This window comes from Ensifer sp. SL37 (assembly GCF_026672675.1).
GTDB classification, from domain to species: Bacteria; Pseudomonadota; Alphaproteobacteria; order Rhizobiales; family Rhizobiaceae; genus Ensifer; species Ensifer adhaerens.
Window position 1 is genome coordinate 441,882 of record NZ_JAPPRN010000001.1, and the last position, 15,959, is coordinate 457,840.

The window sequence follows — 15,959 nt, forward strand, 5'->3', positions numbered from 1 at the left end:
TCCAGCACACCCGGTTGCAGACGAGGCTATACCCACCTGCATCTTCAGATGGTTAGAACGAAGGGCAGGCACCGCCCTTCAACACGTCGGCGCAATTGGCCGAGCGTCTGAAGTCGTCGTAAAACAGTGTCCAGTCGGTGGTATCGGCCGCCCGGTAGGGGCCGAACTTGAAGTACTGGTTCTTGCCGAGCCCCTTGTCGTCGTGACCGATATGGCCAGTCACCGTGATGATCGGCTTGTCGTTGGCGAAAAGTTCGATGCGACCCGTGCCATTGGCTCCCGGCAGCGTGTAGATCGCGAAATCGATCCAGCCGGACTTCGGGTCGGGCAACGGATTGCCGTGGTTCGTCACCTTGATCGCATCGGTGCATGCATTGAAGAGACTGCCGTCGATCAGCTCCCAGTTGCTGTCTGCGGCGACGAGCATGCGCATCTGGTTGACGCCCGGCCGCCCCCATACGGGGATCTCGCCCGGTTTGCAGCTCGCCGGCTTCCCCTCAGGACCGGCCCAGAGCGGCGCGATATAGTTCGTTTCCACAGTGGCGAAAAGTTTGCCGGCCTCGAGCCTCAAGGCAAGGAACGGGCTGAAATCGCCCTCGGCACCCGGATCGATCTCGCGCTTCCACTGGGCGATCAGATAACGATGGTCCTCATTCGGGATCGGGTCGGCAAACTTGACCGCGAAACCATACCAGACGCCCTGGTCGTATGGCACGCGCAGCGCCGTCTTTTCCCAGATCTCGGCCCGCTCGCTGCAACCGTCGAGCGAATCGGGACAGGTCGGAACGACGCTCAGCTTGAGCGCGCCATTACCGTTATGCTTGACCTCGTTCTGAAACTCCACCGTGCCGGCGGTCTGCTCGAAGTTCTCGCGATAGTAGAGCCCGCCCTCAGGCGCAAAATCCCGCCCCTCGAAGTCGTCGGAAAGCTTGGTTTCCCATGGCTGCGCCATCGCGCTCCCGGCCATGACGATGGAAGCGACGAAAAGGACGGTGCGAAACATTCTTCCCCCTATTGAAGCATCTTGTCGATAAGGCCGCGCGGCGGCTGGAGCGGACGCGTATTGCGATGAAGCAGCATGACATGCTCCGCCTCGGAAAGTCCATCCTGCAACACGTCGTCGAAGCGTTCATCGGCCCTTGCGAGCAAGGCAGCGTCGTTGGGGTAGAGGATCGTAAATTTCTGCCGCACGCCGCGGAGCTTTTCCTGGCCGAGGGCCGTCCAGTCGCCGCCGCAATAATTGACGAAGGCTTCGCTCGCGACGACGCTGTGGGCGTATTTCTTGGTCAGGTTCTGCAACCTCTGGACTTCGTTGACGGCCGAGCCGAAGGCCGAGAACGTCAGCCGGTCGCGCAGGCCCACATTGCCGAACATCACGTTGCCCACATGCAGACCGATGCCGTAGCCGATCGGATCGCGTGCCTGCTTGCGCCGCTCGCCGTTCAGCATGTCCATGCGTGCGGTTGCCGCGCGCACGGCGGCAAAGGCCTCGCGGGCGGCAAATTCCGAGGGCTCCTTGTGGCGCCCACAGGGATAGACGGCGATGAAGCCGTCACCGACGAAGCTCAGAATATGGCCACCGTTGCGATTGAAGGGGGCTGCGATTGCATCGAAATAGGTGTTCAGGGTCTCGATATAGGACTGACGCCCTTCCTTTTCCGCCAGCATCGTCGAGCGGCGCATGTCGCCCATGACGAGGACGGCGCGCACGGTCTCGCCGTCGCCGCGGCGAACCTGGCCGCTCATCACACGCCGGCCAGCGCTGGAGCCGAGATAGGTGGTCAGCATGTTGTCGGCGAGCTTGCCGAGCACCGCCATCTTCGCCGCGACTGCCAGATGGTATTGCAGCTTCAAAAGCGCGCCAATGACATCGTCCGTGAAGCCGCCGTGCCGATCCGTCGTCCAGGACCCGACCATGCCATGGCCGGAATCGGCGCCGAGCGACTGCATGAAGGCCAGATAGTCCGTCGCCCCCATTTCCTTGAGGTCGTCGAAGATCGGGAACTCGGACGGCGTATCCTGGTAGATGCGCCGGCGGACATGCTCGAGATTGTTGTTGAGCAGGTAATAGTAAGGGCTCTGCAGGAACCGCTCGGGATTAAGCGCCAGTTCCTCGTGCCGAAGGCCGCTGACCTCCACGCCCTTGCCGCGCACCCAGGTGAAACCCAGAGCATCGTAAAGCGGGTGCAGCATCGAGAAGGAAAGATGGACGCGCATCAGCGGCAGGCCGGCGGCCGCCAGCCGCTCGCAGAAGCCTTTGACGATCGTCTCCAGCGGCGCGTCGCTCAGCGATGTGCGCATCAGCCAGTCGGCGACCTTGTCGATGAGGATTTCGGATACGTTGTCGTTCGTCGGGCCCATTTCGCGTCCTCGCATGACAGACCGTCCCGCGTCAGCATCCGGAGACGGCGAACGCCCCGGCAATTTGCCGGTTCATGTTCGCGGTGGATGATGATGAGCCGTGCCCGTTAAGAAAATGCTCCAACCGATTCCGGCGTCGATGACGTGCAGGCACCCGGAATGCGGCACTTATATGTTGCAGATATTCACGCGCGCAGCCAATTTCCAGAGGCGAACGAAGATTTTTCCGACCTGTTGCAGCACGAAGATTTGATAGCCGGCTCAACGGCGTGCCAGCAGCACTGGTACCGGGCCTCGCTTGACTTGGGGCTTGTTTCTCTCCAACAAACCACGACATGTTCGCGCGCCGCGCCTGTCTGTCCACGAGATCCGGAACCGAAACTTGACCTCACCTCATTTCGAAAGCCTGCTGTCGTCCATCTCCGACCGGAGCGCCAAGGTCGGCGTCATCGGGCTCGGCTATGTCGGCCTGCCATTGGCGATTGCGGCAGCGCGCGCGGGCTATTCCGTCATCGGTTTCGACATCGATCCCGGCAAGATCGTCGCGCTCGATGCGGGCAAGTCCTACATCGGGGCGGTCTCGGACGCTGTCCTTGCCCGGGAGAGCGGTGCTGGCCGTTTCCGTTCCACGACGGATTTCCTCGAACTGTCCGGCTGCGACGTCATCATCATCTGCGTGCCGACGCCCCTGACCAAATATCGCGACCCGGACCTTTCCTTTGTCGAAAAGACGTCGCGCGCGATCGCCGCAACCCTGCGTCCCGCGCAGCTCATCGTCCTGGAATCGACCACCTACCCCGGTACGACCGATGGCATCGTGCGCAGCATCCTCGAGGAAACCGGGTTCAAGTCCGCCGCCGAATTTTTCGTCGGCTTTTCACCCGAGCGCGAAGACCCGGGCAACCCGGTCTATGAGACCGTGAGCATTCCGAAGGTCGTCGCCGGCGACGGCCCCGAGGCGGCAAAGCTGATGGAGGCGTTCTACGCTTCCGTGGTTAAGACGGTCGTTCCGGTCTCGTCCAACGCCACGGCGGAAGCCGTGAAACTCACCGAAAACATCTTCCGCTCGGTCAACATCGCGCTCGTCAACGAATTGAAGATTGTCTACGAGGCGATGGGCATCGACGTCTGGGAAGTGATCGAGGCCGCCAAAACCAAGCCGTTCGGCTATATGCCGTTCTATCCCGGCCCCGGCCTCGGCGGCCACTGTATTCCGATCGACCCTTTTTACCTCACCTGGAAGTCGCGCGAATACGAACTGCCGACGCGTTTCATCGAGCTTGCCGGCGAGATCAACTCGGCCATGCCGCGCCACGTCGTCAGCCGACTGGCCGAGGCGCTGGACCGGCACGCCGGCAAGGCGCTCAGCCGCTCCACCGTTCTCGTCATCGGCCTCGCCTACAAGAAGAACGTTCCCGATATTCGCGAGAGCCCATCGTTGCGCCTGATCGAACTGATCGAGGAGCGCGGCGGCCACACCGCCTATCACGACCCCTACGTTACCGAGATCCCGCCGACGCGCGAATATGCCGCTCTGAAGGGCCGGAGTTCAGTGACGCTCGACGAGCCCACGGTGGCGGCGTTCGACGCCGTGCTGATCGCCACCGACCACGACCAGGTGGACTACGCAGCCCTCGCCAAGTGGGCGCCGCTCGTCGTCGATACCCGCAACGTCTTCCATCGAAACGGCCTGACGGGCAGCCACATTATCAAGGCATAGCGCAACGGTCGTGCGCATCCCTGTGGCCACAACAGCTAGCCGGCGCCACCCGCAAAGGGTTGAGTAGCCTTGTTGCGCGCCAGCGCGGCCTTGAGATTGCTCGCCGCCACCGCATAGCCTCCAGAGGCGCCGTCGACGAAGTGTATGTGGTCGCGGGTCATCGGCGTCGGCACGATGCAGGTCATCAGCGCCGAATCCTGCCGGTGCAGGCCATAGTGTCCGACGCCCTCTGCCTCTGCCCGCTGCAGCCGCGCCTCGATCCGTTCGAGGCACGGGGCACTGATATCGATCGTCATTTTCAGGCCGTCGTCGAATTTACGGAAGTCGGTGTTGTCGGCAAGGTCGCGGCGATACCGGTTCGTATCGAAAGGACCGAAGTTCCAGCCCATGCGAAGGCAGACGAAAAGTGCCAGCGTCTGCACGGTGATGATGCAACGTTTCAGGAAACGTCGCCCTCGCGGAGCGGCCGCACGCGTCTCGATGTCGATCCCCTGGAACGAGAGCCGCGCGGTCGGCCCAAGCTCGGGAACGGGGTGCCCGCCGCGATCTTCCTCGTCGGCAAGCGCGACGATGTCGGCGATCAGCGCCTGGAACTCCGGTCCGTTGCCCTTCGCCCCCGGCACCGCGATGATCGAGGCGATCGTGCCGTGGCAGGACTCGATCGAGTTCCAGCGACATGAAAGGCCGGTCAGGTCCGGCCGGCTGCCGGCAGGCGCCGCCGCGACGTGATAGCGCCCGGCCTTCATTGCCGCCTCGGCCCAGCTTGCCCCGCCGCCCGCAAACATCGCGTAGGAAACCTCGTCGCTGGCCTTGAAGCGGGCGACACGCATGTCGAGCCCGTGCTGGCGGATGTCGCTGACCGGAACGAGCGCAGTCCGCAACTCAAGGTCAAGTTCCTCCGCCACCCAGGTTTTCACTGCAGCCAGCGCGTCGCGGGCCCTGTCGGCCATCGATGCCGGCAGCGCCGCCAAGGCGCCATCCCCCCCGAATACGAAGGGCATTGTCTTTTCTTCGAGCACGTTCATCAGGGCGGATATGACACTCGCGCCAGCCATGTTGACTGTCTTGTAGCGGCCGTCGGCAATCGCACCGGTCGAGTTGACGATATCGGCCACGGCAAGCAGCCAGCCGTCCGGCAACGGCCGGTAATTCGCTTCGTCCGCGACGCCTTCGAAGGCGGCGAACAGCGGCACGCTATCGTAAAATCGCCCTTCCATTGCCTCAGCCATCAGCGCCTCGATCTCGCTCTCCCTTAACGTTCGTCAGATAATTCACGCAGGAGCGCAACAAAAAGTTTCGTTGGCTGTTACCAGGGGGACACCTCTGTCCGTTTCGGCGGCCTAGTGGTTGTGCGAGAAGCGGATCGGGCCGGAGCGGAACTTGGCGACGCGAAGGTTAGTTTCCAAATAATGACCCACGGCATTGCAGGGGTGTGGCCATCTGTGCTTGTTTAACAGTCATACAAGGATCAAAATGATCCAAGTGTGCGTAGTGAAGCCGAAACTGAATGCGTGACGACAACTTTCGAGTGCGGTTCTGGGGCGTAAGAGGAAGTTTGCCGGTCTCCGGCCAACAGTACGTCGCCTATGGGGGAAATACATCCTGCATCGAGATTCGATGCGGTAAGGACGTATTGCTGTTCGATGCCGGTTCTGGCCTGCGCGAGGCGGGATATGCGTTGATCGCCGAAGGTGTCGAAGAGTTCGATCTATTCTTCACTCACAGCCACTACGACCACATTATCGGTCTTCCCTATTTCAAACCCATCTACAAATGTCGCAATTCGGTGCGCTTCTGGTCAGGCCATCTGCACGGCACCATGACCACGCGGGAGATGATCCGCGATTTCATGCGCCCGCCGTGGTTCCCGGTCGATCCCGACATCTGTCAGGCGAGCCTCGACGGCATGGACTTCAAACCCGGTGACGTGCTGACCCCGCGTGCCGGCGTCACCATCCGCACGATGAGCCTCAATCATCCCGGTGGCTGCGTCGGCTACCGGATCGAATGGAATGGCCGCGCCGTCGCGCTCGTCTATGATACCGAGCACGAGCCGGGCGTTCTCGATCCCGGCGTGCTCGAACTGATCGCCGGGGCCGACCTGTTCGTCTACGACTGCACCTATCTCGAAAGCGAGATGGAGCATTTTCAGGGTTACGGACACTCGACCGGCATGCATGGCGCACGACTGGCGATGGCCGCCGGCGTCAAGCAGCTCGCCATGTTCCACCACGATCCGTCGCGCACCGATGAGGCGTTGGCCGCCATGGAACGCGATGTCAAGGCGACATTCCCCGGCGCCTTTGCCGCCCGCGACGGACAGATCGTCGAGCTCGATTGAGCATCTGAAATCGCGTCGGGATGTCCTTTACCCGAAATTCGGGCCGGAACTATTTCACGCCTCGTGGATTCCTTCTTTCCAAAGAAGGAGCGCCGCATGAGCAAGGACAAGAAGGCCCAGCAGGCGATCGAGGAAACCGGCAAGGATCCGTCGGGTGGGCAGCATCTTCCAACCGCAGGTCCTCATGCAAAGGATCGACTGACCGACAAGACCAAGACCCCCGGCTCAGGGTTGCTGCCGGACAACGATGACGACACTGTCGTACCCGGTAGCGGCTGAGGTGGTGTTCCAGCAAAACATGGGCCGTCGCATCCGACGGCCGCGCCTCCCTGACATGGCGGCAAGCGTCCCTACTGTTTGTCGCGGCAGCTGGCCAAACTACGCTTCCGCCAGCGAAAGGATCATTAAGCTATGAGATCGGCTCCGGTCCGCCAGCGACAGGCCGGATGCGCGGCCGTAAGCGTGAAGAGCTCCTCCATGAAGGACCAAACGCCGGCGTCGTGAACCAGATGATGGGTGAGCACTCCGATGGTTCGCCCGGCCTGATCCCGCCTCTTTTCATCGTCACCGCAGATCTGCCTTAGCCTGGCGATGATGTCTGCTACAATCGCCGCGTGCTCGCGGCAGCCGCGTGTTCCCTGCCAATCCATCACATCGGCATGGGTGTTGACGAGCTTGAAGAGCGAGGGTTTTTCCGGACCGAAGACCGACAGCGCCGCAAAACCGACCCCGGGCAGGTCATCCAGAAGCGCGCCGTCGATCCGGTTCCACGGCGGCACCAGCATCGGCACGAAGCTGCGCGGAAACAGCGCCTGGAGACGCGCGTAACCCTCCGTGAGTTCATCGAGAACCGTTGAGCGTGGCCGGTGCGCGCCGAGTTCCTGTTTCTTTTCCTCGGGCGGAGCATGGTTGCGGTGCGCCCAGCCGTGCACCGCGACGCTGACGCCGGCATGTCCATCGAGGCGGCGCGCAAGCGCCTCGCCCGTCAGCGCGGGCGGCACGGCGATGACCACCGGAACCAGGTGCTTGTCAACCAGCGACAACAGGCGGTCGAGTGCTGCCGTCGGCTCGGCGGCGTCGTCGTCCCGCAGCCAGAAATCAACCTGTCGACCGGACGCGGCCACGCGGTCGAGCGCGACGGCAAGCTGCTGCCAATGGGGTCGTCTCATGCCGTCGCCTCCAGATGCTCGTCAAATATCGTGCGCAGCCGCCGCGCCGCGGCAGGGAAGGAACGTTCGTCGTGGACGAACCGTCCGGCAGCCGTACCCAATCTCCGCCGAAGGACCGGATCCTCTATCAGCGCGCGCATCGCCGCCGCAAAGGCGGTGGCATCGCCATCGGGCGTAAGGATCCCGGTCTCGCCGTCCCTGACCACTTCCGGCACGCCGGCGGTATTCTGCGCAACGACTGGCAGGCCCGCCGCCTGAGCTTCGAGATAGGCAAGCCCATAGGCCTCGCCGCAGCCCGGCCAAACGTAGAGGTCGCTGCCGGCAAGGATAGCCGGCAGATCGGCAGCGCTCCTTTCGCCGAGCCAGTCCAGCCGGTCGGACGGCAAGGCCGAGAAGGCCTGTTGCACCTCGTCGCGGCACGGACCGTCGCCGACGATCGTCAGGGTCCAGCGGCTATCGGCGATGTGTGTCAGCGATTGCGCCAGCATGCGGTAGCTGTCCAGCTTGTCGCCGCTGCGCATCATGGCGACAGCGACCATGCGGCAGAGGTCATCCGTGCTTCCGCCGCCCGGCACGAAAGGGGCGGCATCGATGAAGGGGGCAAGCATCGCGTGGCGGCAGTCGGGCGCGGCCTCCAGCAGGCCATCCCGGTCCCGGCGCGTCAGGCAGATGTTGACTGCCGCCTGCTCGATGGCCTGGAGCACGTGGCGTTGGGCGATCGCGCGCACGCCCTCGTTTCGCCGCGCCGAGTAGGAGGCCTCTGCCGTCACGTAGGGGATGGTGAATTCGGCGGCAAGCGAAGGACCGAGCAGGTCCGGCGCCTTGTAGTAGGGATGGTAGCAGAACCATAGATCGGGGGCGCCGTCGCGCATCCACCCCTGCCGGAGGCGGATGATCTCGCCTGCCGCCGCTTGCTCCAGTTCACGAAAATCTACGTCCGACGCGGCCGCCATGAAGCTGCGCAGGTCCGAGACGACCGCGACCTCGTGCCCTCCCGCACGGAGTGCTGCAACCAGCATGCGCGCCATCAGGCGATCACCCGAAGGAACGGGATGGTCTGGGGATTTCAGCGGTGCGTAAAAGGCGATCTTCATCCGCAGCGAGCTATCGTTTCTCCGCGGCGGCCTGTCAACCGACCGCGCCGGGAGCTTGCCGCTTTCCGGTGGGACCGCGGGAGAGGAAAGCATGCGTCCGCGCCGCCGTCTGCAGCCAAGGGGATACCAGGCCCGACCGCCAGCGGTTCATCGGTCGATCGGCAAATCGTAGTAGTCCCGGCGGATCAGTTTCAGCGAACGGTCCGGCTCGATGACATAGGTTTCCTGAACGAAGCTGTTGCCGCTCGTGAAGCGGTGCGGGACGATGCTGCCGACGGGCGCCTTCGTCAGCTTCGTGCGCGGCTGCCCGCCATAGGTGATGCTGCCGGGGATCGGCTCCAGGTCCGGCGTCGTGCAGCCCGCAAGCGTCACCGCGGACAGAGCAAGCAGACCAAACAGCCCGCCAAGGCTGCGGATGTTTTTCACCATGATCACCTGGCAGCCCCATCGCCGTCCGTGGACCGCTCCGTGCCTGCCACTCCTTGTTTCGTTTCTCTTCTTCCAGCGCGGCCAGATCGCGCCGCCGCGTTCGCTAAGGCGTTGCAGCCACCCCTGTGCTGCCGGCCTTCTCGACCGTGGTTTCCGTATCATGCTCCGAGAGCAGGCTATAGGCGACATAGTATTTTTAGATATTGCTGACGTATTGCACCGTCTCGCGCCCGACGATCGCCGCCGCCGCATTCTCGACATTGCCGAACCAGAGGTTCGGGTCGAGCCCCATATCCTTGGCCTTGGCCCTGAACTTGCGCAGGTTTCCCGGTCCGGCATTGTAGGCCGCGAAGGCAAACAGCATCTGGTTTTTCGGCGTGACGGCCGGGTCGTCGATGCAGGTATCGACAAGGTAGCGCAGATATTTCGAGCCCGCTTCGACGTTGAGGTTCTCGTCCTTATCGATGCCGCGAATGTTGACGGCCTTGTCCGCAGCGGTCGATGGCAGCAACTGCATGATGCCGACCGCGCCCCTGTGGCTGCGGCGGGACTGATCGAGCTGCGATTCCTGGTAGCCCTGCGCCATCAGCATCAGGTGGTCGAAGGAATAGGTCTTCCCGTGCGTGCGGAAGATTTCCACGAGTTGCTTGAAACGTTCGACATCGGCTGGCGCATAGGCGCGCTTCAGCATCTTGTCGCCCTTGTAATAGGTGCTCCTCAGGATGTTGCCGAAGGTCGTCCCGACCTTGTGGGTCTTGACGAAGTTGTCGAGCACACCTTTAAGCTTGGGGCTGTCCTTGCGGATCGCCCAGGCGATCTCCCCGTGGTCGGAAACGACGATGTCGTCGCGCACCTTGAGGTCGGTGAACACCTTCACCCAGATGTCCGCCTTGTATTTGTCGACGACCGTCCAGGGCAGCAGGCCGGCATTGATCATCTCCAGGACGTCTTCGTCCTCGAGGTTCTCATCCATGTCCTTCAGCGTGATCGGCGCGCGACCGGCCTCTTCGAAGCCGGCGCTGAGCGCCGCCAGGTGCTCGTAATAACTGCTCGATCGGCGCACATGCAGTTCCTGCCCGCTCAAATCGTCGACGCTTGTGATCGCCGGCGCCGAAGGGCCGGTGACCAGCACCTCCTTGGCTTCGTCGAACAGCGGCGCGGTGAAATCGACCTTTGCAAGCCGCGTCTCGGTTATCGTCAGATTGGCCATGACGATATCGCCAAGCCCTTCTTCGAGCGCCGAGAGCAGACGCGCCCGCGGCATCGGCAGGAACCCGACGCGGATCTTGTCGATCTGCTTCTTCTTCCCCTTGTTGAGTTCGTGTTCGAGCGCCGTTCCGAAGTCGACGGCCGTGCCCAATTGCTGGCCGCGATCGAGGAAATAGATGGTCTTGCTGAAAGGCACGATAATGCGGATCACGCGCCGCTTTTCCATTCCGTCGAAGTCGTCCTTGTGTGGGACGAACATCGAGCGAAGGAATTGCTCATTCGACTGTGCCAAGGCGCCGCTTCCCGTGAAGAACACGAGAAGCAGCAGCCCCAAGAGAACGCGTTTCATGTCAGCCCCCAGCCCGAGAACCCTGTTGCCGAAATGCTATTCCTGCGGCGGACCGCCTTCGCCAAGCGCGGCGGCCGCATTCTTCTTGGCGATGGCGTCGCGGGTCGCGGCGGCCGCGGCGACGGATTGCTGCTGCTCGTCGCCCGCCACCTGCACGGTCGGCGAGGCGAAGTTGATGCCGTTTTCCTTGAAGGATTCCTTGATCATCACCTGCGCCCGGCGCCGGACCTGGGTCTGTGCCCCGGGCTTCGTCTTCATGGCGAAACTCAAGGTCATGCCGTAGTCGCCAAAGTTCTCGACACCCTTCATCTTGACCGTTTCCAGGATCAGCGGCCCGATATCCGGATCTTCGAGCAGCTTGGCGCCGATGCCCTTCACCAGTTTCTTCACCTTGGCGACGTCGGCATCGAAGGAAACGTTGATCAGGAACTTGTCGATCACCCAGTCGCGGCTCATGTTCTGCACCGCGCCGAGCGAGCCGAAAGGCACCGTGAACACGGGACCGCGATGATGCCGGAGCTTGACCGAGCGAATGCTGAAGGATTCGACCGTGCCCTTGTAGCTGCCGCTCTGGATGTATTCGCCGATCCGGAAGGCATCGTCCATCATATAGAAGATGCCGCTGATGACGTCCTTGACCAGCGTCTGCGAGCCGAAGCCGATCGCCACGCCGAAGACACCGGCGCCGGCAATCAGCGGGCCGATTTCCACCCCAAGGCCGGAGAGCACCATCAGCACGGCTACGATCGCGATGAAGGCTGCCAGAAAGTTACGCAGGATCGGCAGCAACGTCATCAGGCGGGTGTTGCGGGCGCGCTCGGCCGGATCCTCGGTCGCGTGATTGGCCTGCTTGACGCGCAGGTTGATGAAACCCTTGACGAGCTGCCAGACCAGATCTGCAGCCAGCAGGATGACGATACCCGCCAGGACGCCGCGGAACACCCGATTGAAGGCGTCGTCCTGCATCATAGACGTGGCGCTGACCTTGAAGACGAGCGCCAGCCAGCCGGCGGCAAGCGCGATGACCAGCAGCCGTGCCCCGCGCTCGATGAAGATGTTGCGCACCACGCGCGCATCGTCCTCTGCCGAGCTATCCAGCATCGTCTTGGTAAAGGCGCTCGTGAAACGCAGCAGCGGCGGCAAGCCGATCACGTAAAGGCCGATCCAGAACAGCACGTCCATGCCGGCGACCCAAAGCAGCCAAAGCACGATCAGGAACGCAACCAGGAACACGTTGCCGACGATACGGCGCGAACCGACAACGGCCCCCACCGGACGCCGCACGACTGTGAGGATCCCGAGCGCGAGGACCACGAGCCCAAGAAGCGCGGTGATGAGATTGCGCACGTCCGCGGAAATCGACAACGCGCTCATCGCGTCGCCGACCCCCCAGACGAGCGCCCCGCCACCGATCAGCCATAGGGCATGCCGGTGCCAGAAGCTGGCCTCATCGGGCGTGAGCGAGAGGTAACCGCCTCGCCCGTCCGCATTCCCCTCGTTGACCGGTCCCCCCGTCAGGACCGCCGAGGCGATGATCATCAAAAGGCGTGCTCCGATCCAGGCGCCGAGCAGCGGCGCGATCGTCGTTTCCAGCCGCGTCGGCCAGTCGGCGATCGCCAGCACCGACATGCTGGCAGCCGCAAAAACGATAAGCGGCAGAAGCCGTGTGAGCATGGTGCGGGCCGGCCCCGTCAGCACCGCCCCCTTCAGGCTGCGTCCGAGCAGCCAGCGCAGGAGATATTCGGCGCCGTAGCCGATCGCCAGGATCAGGAAAAACCCTTTGAGGATGGGAGCGGCGCCATGGCTCTCCATGTCGCCGGAAAGGCGCTGGCGCGCCGCCTGCATCTCCGGAAGGACACGCGGCACGGCGTTGCCGATGCCGGTCAGATGACGCCTGATTTCGGCGGTCCAACGCGCCACGACACCGGTTGCGGGCGTTCCGGCCGGAGCTTCGGCCGCAGTGGCGGGCGGGGCCTGTTTCGTCGACAGCCACTGTTTCACTTCCGGATCATCGAGAAGCTGGATCAGCTGCTGGACCTTTGCGGGCGGAGCCGCCGGCGCGGCTTGCTGCGCCAGCCCTGGCGAAACCAGCCCGAAAACAGCGGAAAGAAAAGCCACGAGACCGAAGACCGGCCCCATAAGCAAGCGACCCGACGACCCGACACAGCCCATTCTCATCACCCCCGACGAACATGCCCGTCCCCCGACCGGCACGACTCCCAATCTTTACAAAGGCTAACATACCACCGGGCTGTTGCGTCAACGCCAAATGCGACGCGGTCAGCGGCGACGGAAGCCACCGCCACCGTGGAACCCACCGCCTCCGTGGAAACCGCCTCCACCATGGAAGCCACCCCCACCGCCAAATCCACCACCACCCTGGAAACCGCCGCCGTCAAAGCCGCCGCCCCCGAAGCCGCCCGGGCGGTCAAAGCCGCCACCGCCACCGGTCGGGAAATTCAGCGGCCGCTGACCGAACGACTGCCGCTCGAAGCTGCGCTGGTTGCCGAGCTGCCGGCCGATATTGTCGATCGCCAGATGGTCGGGGGCACGCTCGCGGGCAGCCTGCGCCACACCTTGGCCGGCCTGCTGCCGCGTCTCGATCCTCTGGTTGATGTTCTCCGCTGCATCCGGATGATTGGCGGAGAATTGCTCGCCCGCCTTGGTCCTATCCTGGATCAAAGGCTTCTGGACTGGCTGCCAACCGTCGGGCGTACGCTTTTGCCATTGTCCGTCGTCACGACGATACACGTTTCCGTCACGGCCGGCATAGACGTCGCCGCCCTTGCCGCCGGCGACAAAGCCATGGTTCCCGTCCGACGTGCGCCAATTGACGCCGGCGCCATTGGCGGTCGAGCCGCCGCTGATGCGGGCAAAATCGGACCCGTGCTTGACGGCCGCGGTGCCCCAGCTTCCGTAGACGTTATGTCCGCCGCGAGCCATCGCCGCGTTGCCGGTGCGCGGATTGTAGGCGGCGACGAAGCCGCGGTCTCCGTTCGGTCCGTAGCCGGCCGCGCCGCGAACATAGGTGCCCGTGCGCGGATTGTAGGCCGCACCGGCAGCAATGCCGCGATAGGGCCCGTAGGCATATCCATAGCGGCCGAACGTACCGATGGCCGGATTATAGAAGGCGCCGACCCCATAGGTTACCGGGCGTGGATAATAGGGCCAGTAACCGCCACCGGCCCAGCCGTAATCCCAATAGTCGTCATAGTACCAGCCGGTGCCGTAGACGAAGGTGTCCCAGGCGAGATAGGCACCCAGGTAACCCATCGTATAGCCGAACCAGACCGCGTCGGGCTCGGTATCGTAGATGCGCACATAGGTGGCATTGTAGATCGGCGACGACGGCGGGATGGTATAGATCTCGTCCGGCACCGCCTTTGCCACAGCGAACGGCCCGGTCGGTGCATCGCCGACGAACCAGACCCCGTCCTTGAGCACGAAATACTTGTCGCCGACCTTGATGACGGTCTCGTTGGTGTTGACCGCGTAGGTCAGGGACGTCCCGTCGATCGTTTCGAACTTCGGGTCGCCGCTATAGGCGACGTCCACCGTGACGGAGCCATCGAGCGAGACACGCGCCTTTTCGGGAATGCTCGCCTTCAGCCGCGCCTCTGCGTTTTCGGAGGTACCGGGAACGGACGCGCGCACCGTGTAATAGGCGGCATCCTGCGGAATGTTCTGGAAGTCCTGCGGCAGCTTGGGCGTCGCGAAGGTCCAGGGGCCGTCGAGCGCGGTGCTCGCGAACCAGCGACCGGATACGAGGATGTACCAGCTTGAGTCAGCGTCACGGTAAAAGGCGTCGCTCTCGGTGTTGGTCGCAACCTTGAGACCGGTGCCCGGCACCTGTTCGAGTTTCGGCTCACCGTCGAAGGCGAGCAGTTCCGACGGCTTGTCCGAATAGATCACGTCGGGCACGATCACCTTGTCCGCCTGCGGCGGGATCGCCGCCTTGGCATCCTTCCAGTTGTCGTCGTCCGGCAGTTTGCTGAGTATGTCGGGAAGCGACGAGGCGGACTGCCATCCCGAGGCGAGATCCTTCGATTGCAGCCATGACTTGTCGTTGCGCAGGTAATAAGTGGCGTCAGCCTCGACCTTGAACAGATCCCAATTGGTGTTGACCGTGAAGGAGAGCCCCTCGACGCCCTTGACCGGGGCAAACACGGCCTTGCCGTCGGTCTGCACCAGGATCGCCGGCTTCTTGCTGATAAAGATCGGCGGCGCGTCGGCCTTCAACCCCTCGACATTGCCGAGCCGCTGGTAGTCGGCGAGGCTCGCCGTCAGCTTGTCCTCCGAAATGGTGATCGTCCCGACCGGCATCAGCTTGCCGACCTCGAGCGTCAGATCCGCCAGTTCCTTCCGGTCGAGGACGGAGAAGTTGATCTCGGTCATCTTGATATCAGAAACGACGACCTGGCCGGAGGCGCTGTCGGCATCGGTCTTGCCGGTAACGCCAACCACGCCGAAGATCGGCTTGGCGTCGTCGGACTGCTTGTATTCGGCGGCGATCAGCGCATCGAGTTCGGTGAAATCCTTCCAGGCGTTGATCTGCGGCTGATAGAGCGTGATGGTCGCGCCACTATCGGTCTTGTAGGCGCGCGGCCAACCGAGCCCCTTGGGATCGGCATCGTTCAGGTACTTGCCGCTCACGAAGCCGTTCTGGCCATTGAAGCTTACCGCGCACCAGGTGCCCGCATCGTCGCATTCCTTGACATCGACCTCGGTTCCCTCGGCGATCGTCCCCAGACTGTTGAAGCCGGTTCCCGGTCCTTCCCGGAAATTGACTGAGGCGCTCGTCGTTGCCGGCCCGGCCTGCGCCGGAACCGCGGCAATCGCGAGGAGGGTGAAGGCGAGTGTCAGTCTGCGCATTACGGTTCTCCGAGATCCCGGGCGGCCGACCCGCGCCCGCAACGACTGAAGCCGAAGCTGGCACCGGAACTGATTGAGCCATAGACATCTTTGCCCATCACCAAAGCGCAAGTACGTAACAGTAACGGCGACCGTAACGGGTCACCGAGAAGTTAGACACAACGGAGCGGAACGTGCCGCAGCAAATGCCGGATACCGGAACGATTCGGAGCGCCGCAGGGGCGCATGCCGTTTCACCGCCCCTCCCCGGTCCTTCAGGTTGCCCGCTTCTGTCCCGATCGCGACGGTCGCTATCCCGTCTCCCCGGGCAAATTCATTAAAGCGTCGCAAATCTTTGTGTTTTAGCCCGTAGTGATTGCATAGAGTCATTTATTCAAGCAAACTCATATGTATGATTTGCCCACTCCTACGTGCG

Annotated in this window: 12 protein-coding genes; 3 read left to right on the forward strand and 9 right to left on the reverse strand. The window is 63.0% G+C overall.

The window, feature by feature from the left end:
* Positions 1-52: 52 nt before the first annotated feature.
* The gene (locus tag OVA00_RS02070) at positions 53-1,003 is read right to left on the reverse strand and encodes a polysaccharide lyase (protein ID WP_268087786.1); all 951 of its coding nucleotides are present in this window, start codon (positions 1,001-1,003) and stop codon (positions 53-55) included.
* 8 nt (positions 1,004-1,011) lie between these two features.
* Positions 1,012-2,361 (reverse strand): adenylate/guanylate cyclase domain-containing protein, encoded by a 1,350-nt coding sequence (locus OVA00_RS02075; RefSeq protein ID WP_034799181.1) that lies wholly within the window; start codon positions 2,359-2,361, stop codon positions 1,012-1,014.
* Positions 2,362-2,743: 382 nt separating this feature from the next.
* On the opposite strand from OVA00_RS02075, the gene OVA00_RS02080 reads away from it, so the two are divergent.
* Positions 2,744-4,081: a nucleotide sugar dehydrogenase gene (locus OVA00_RS02080; protein ID WP_192445296.1), complete on the forward strand. Its 1,338-nt coding sequence runs from the start codon at positions 2,744-2,746 to the stop codon at positions 4,079-4,081.
* A 35-nt stretch (positions 4,082-4,116) separates the two neighbouring features.
* Here OVA00_RS02080 and OVA00_RS02085 read toward each other — a convergent pair whose 3' ends face one another.
* Positions 4,117-5,310: a DUF3095 domain-containing protein gene (locus OVA00_RS02085; protein ID WP_089043712.1), complete on the reverse strand. Its 1,194-nt coding sequence runs from the start codon at positions 5,308-5,310 to the stop codon at positions 4,117-4,119.
* Between the two features lie 278 nt (positions 5,311-5,588).
* Here OVA00_RS02085 and OVA00_RS02090 point away from each other — a divergent pair, with 278 nt between their 5' ends.
* The gene (locus tag OVA00_RS02090) at positions 5,589-6,422 is read left to right on the forward strand and encodes an MBL fold metallo-hydrolase (RefSeq protein WP_268087787.1); all 834 of its coding nucleotides are present in this window, start codon (positions 5,589-5,591) and stop codon (positions 6,420-6,422) included.
* 96 nt (positions 6,423-6,518) lie between these two features.
* Positions 6,519-6,701, forward strand: a complete 183-nt coding sequence (locus OVA00_RS02095) for a hypothetical protein (RefSeq protein WP_034799175.1) — start codon at positions 6,519-6,521, stop codon at positions 6,699-6,701.
* A gap of 125 nt (positions 6,702-6,826) precedes the next feature.
* Here OVA00_RS02095 and OVA00_RS02100 read toward each other — a convergent pair whose 3' ends face one another.
* The 6 genes from OVA00_RS02100 to OVA00_RS02125 form a co-directional block, all read right to left on the reverse strand.
* Complete coding sequence (locus OVA00_RS02100; protein WP_060586100.1) at positions 6,827-7,591, reverse strand: polysaccharide deacetylase family protein; 765 nt, start codon at positions 7,589-7,591, stop codon at positions 6,827-6,829.
* On the reverse strand, positions 7,588-8,685 hold the full coding sequence (locus tag OVA00_RS02105) for a glycosyltransferase family 4 protein (RefSeq protein ID WP_060586098.1): 1,098 nt from the start codon (positions 8,683-8,685) through the stop codon (positions 7,588-7,590). The genes OVA00_RS02100 and OVA00_RS02105 overlap by 4 nt, the downstream gene beginning before the upstream one ends.
* Positions 8,686-8,832: 147 nt before the next feature.
* The gene (locus tag OVA00_RS02110; RefSeq protein WP_034799172.1) at positions 8,833-9,114 is read right to left on the reverse strand and encodes a hypothetical protein; all 282 of its coding nucleotides are present in this window, start codon (positions 9,112-9,114) and stop codon (positions 8,833-8,835) included.
* A gap of 196 nt (positions 9,115-9,310) precedes the next feature.
* Positions 9,311-10,672, reverse strand: coding sequence for a lytic transglycosylase F (locus tag OVA00_RS02115; RefSeq protein ID WP_268087791.1), 1,362 nt, complete (start codon positions 10,670-10,672; stop codon positions 9,311-9,313).
* 36 nt (positions 10,673-10,708) lie between these two features.
* Positions 10,709-12,844, reverse strand: a complete 2,136-nt coding sequence (locus OVA00_RS02120) for a mechanosensitive ion channel family protein (RefSeq protein WP_440657534.1) — start codon at positions 12,842-12,844, stop codon at positions 10,709-10,711.
* A 108-nt stretch (positions 12,845-12,952) separates the two neighbouring features.
* Positions 12,953-15,544, reverse strand: a complete 2,592-nt coding sequence (locus OVA00_RS02125; protein WP_268087792.1) for an SH3 domain-containing protein — start codon at positions 15,542-15,544, stop codon at positions 12,953-12,955.
* Positions 15,545-15,959: the final 415 nt, after the last annotated feature.

Bases quoted from the DNA above. Each gene is read 5' to 3' on its own strand.
- OVA00_RS02075 (WP_034799181.1), bottom strand. From the start codon at position 2,361: ATGGGCCCGACGAACGACAACGTATCCGAAATCCTCATCGACAAGGTC.
- OVA00_RS02110 (WP_034799172.1), bottom strand. From the start codon at position 9,114: ATGGTGAAAAACATCCGCAGCCTTGGCGGGCTGTTTGGTCTGCTTGCT.
- OVA00_RS02125 (WP_268087792.1), bottom strand. From the start codon at position 15,544: ATGCGCAGACTGACACTCGCCTTCACCCTCCTCGCGATTGCCGCGGTT.
- OVA00_RS02070 (WP_268087786.1), bottom strand. From the start codon at position 1,003: ATGTTTCGCACCGTCCTTTTCGTCGCTTCCATCGTCATGGCCGGGAGC.
- OVA00_RS02105 (WP_060586098.1), bottom strand. From the start codon at position 8,685: ATGAAGATCGCCTTTTACGCACCGCTGAAATCCCCAGACCATCCCGTT.
- OVA00_RS02115 (WP_268087791.1), bottom strand. From the start codon at position 10,672: ATGAAACGCGTTCTCTTGGGGCTGCTGCTTCTCGTGTTCTTCACGGGA.
- OVA00_RS02095 (WP_034799175.1), top strand. From the start codon at position 6,519: ATGAGCAAGGACAAGAAGGCCCAGCAGGCGATCGAGGAAACCGGCAAG.
- OVA00_RS02100 (WP_060586100.1), bottom strand. From the start codon at position 7,591: ATGAGACGACCCCATTGGCAGCAGCTTGCCGTCGCGCTCGACCGCGTG.
- OVA00_RS02085 (WP_089043712.1), bottom strand. From the start codon at position 5,310: ATGGCTGAGGCAATGGAAGGGCGATTTTACGATAGCGTGCCGCTGTTC.
- OVA00_RS02090 (WP_268087787.1), top strand. From the start codon at position 5,589: ATGCGTGACGACAACTTTCGAGTGCGGTTCTGGGGCGTAAGAGGAAGT.
- OVA00_RS02120 (WP_440657534.1), bottom strand. From the start codon at position 12,844: ATGGGCTGTGTCGGGTCGTCGGGTCGCTTGCTTATGGGGCCGGTCTTC.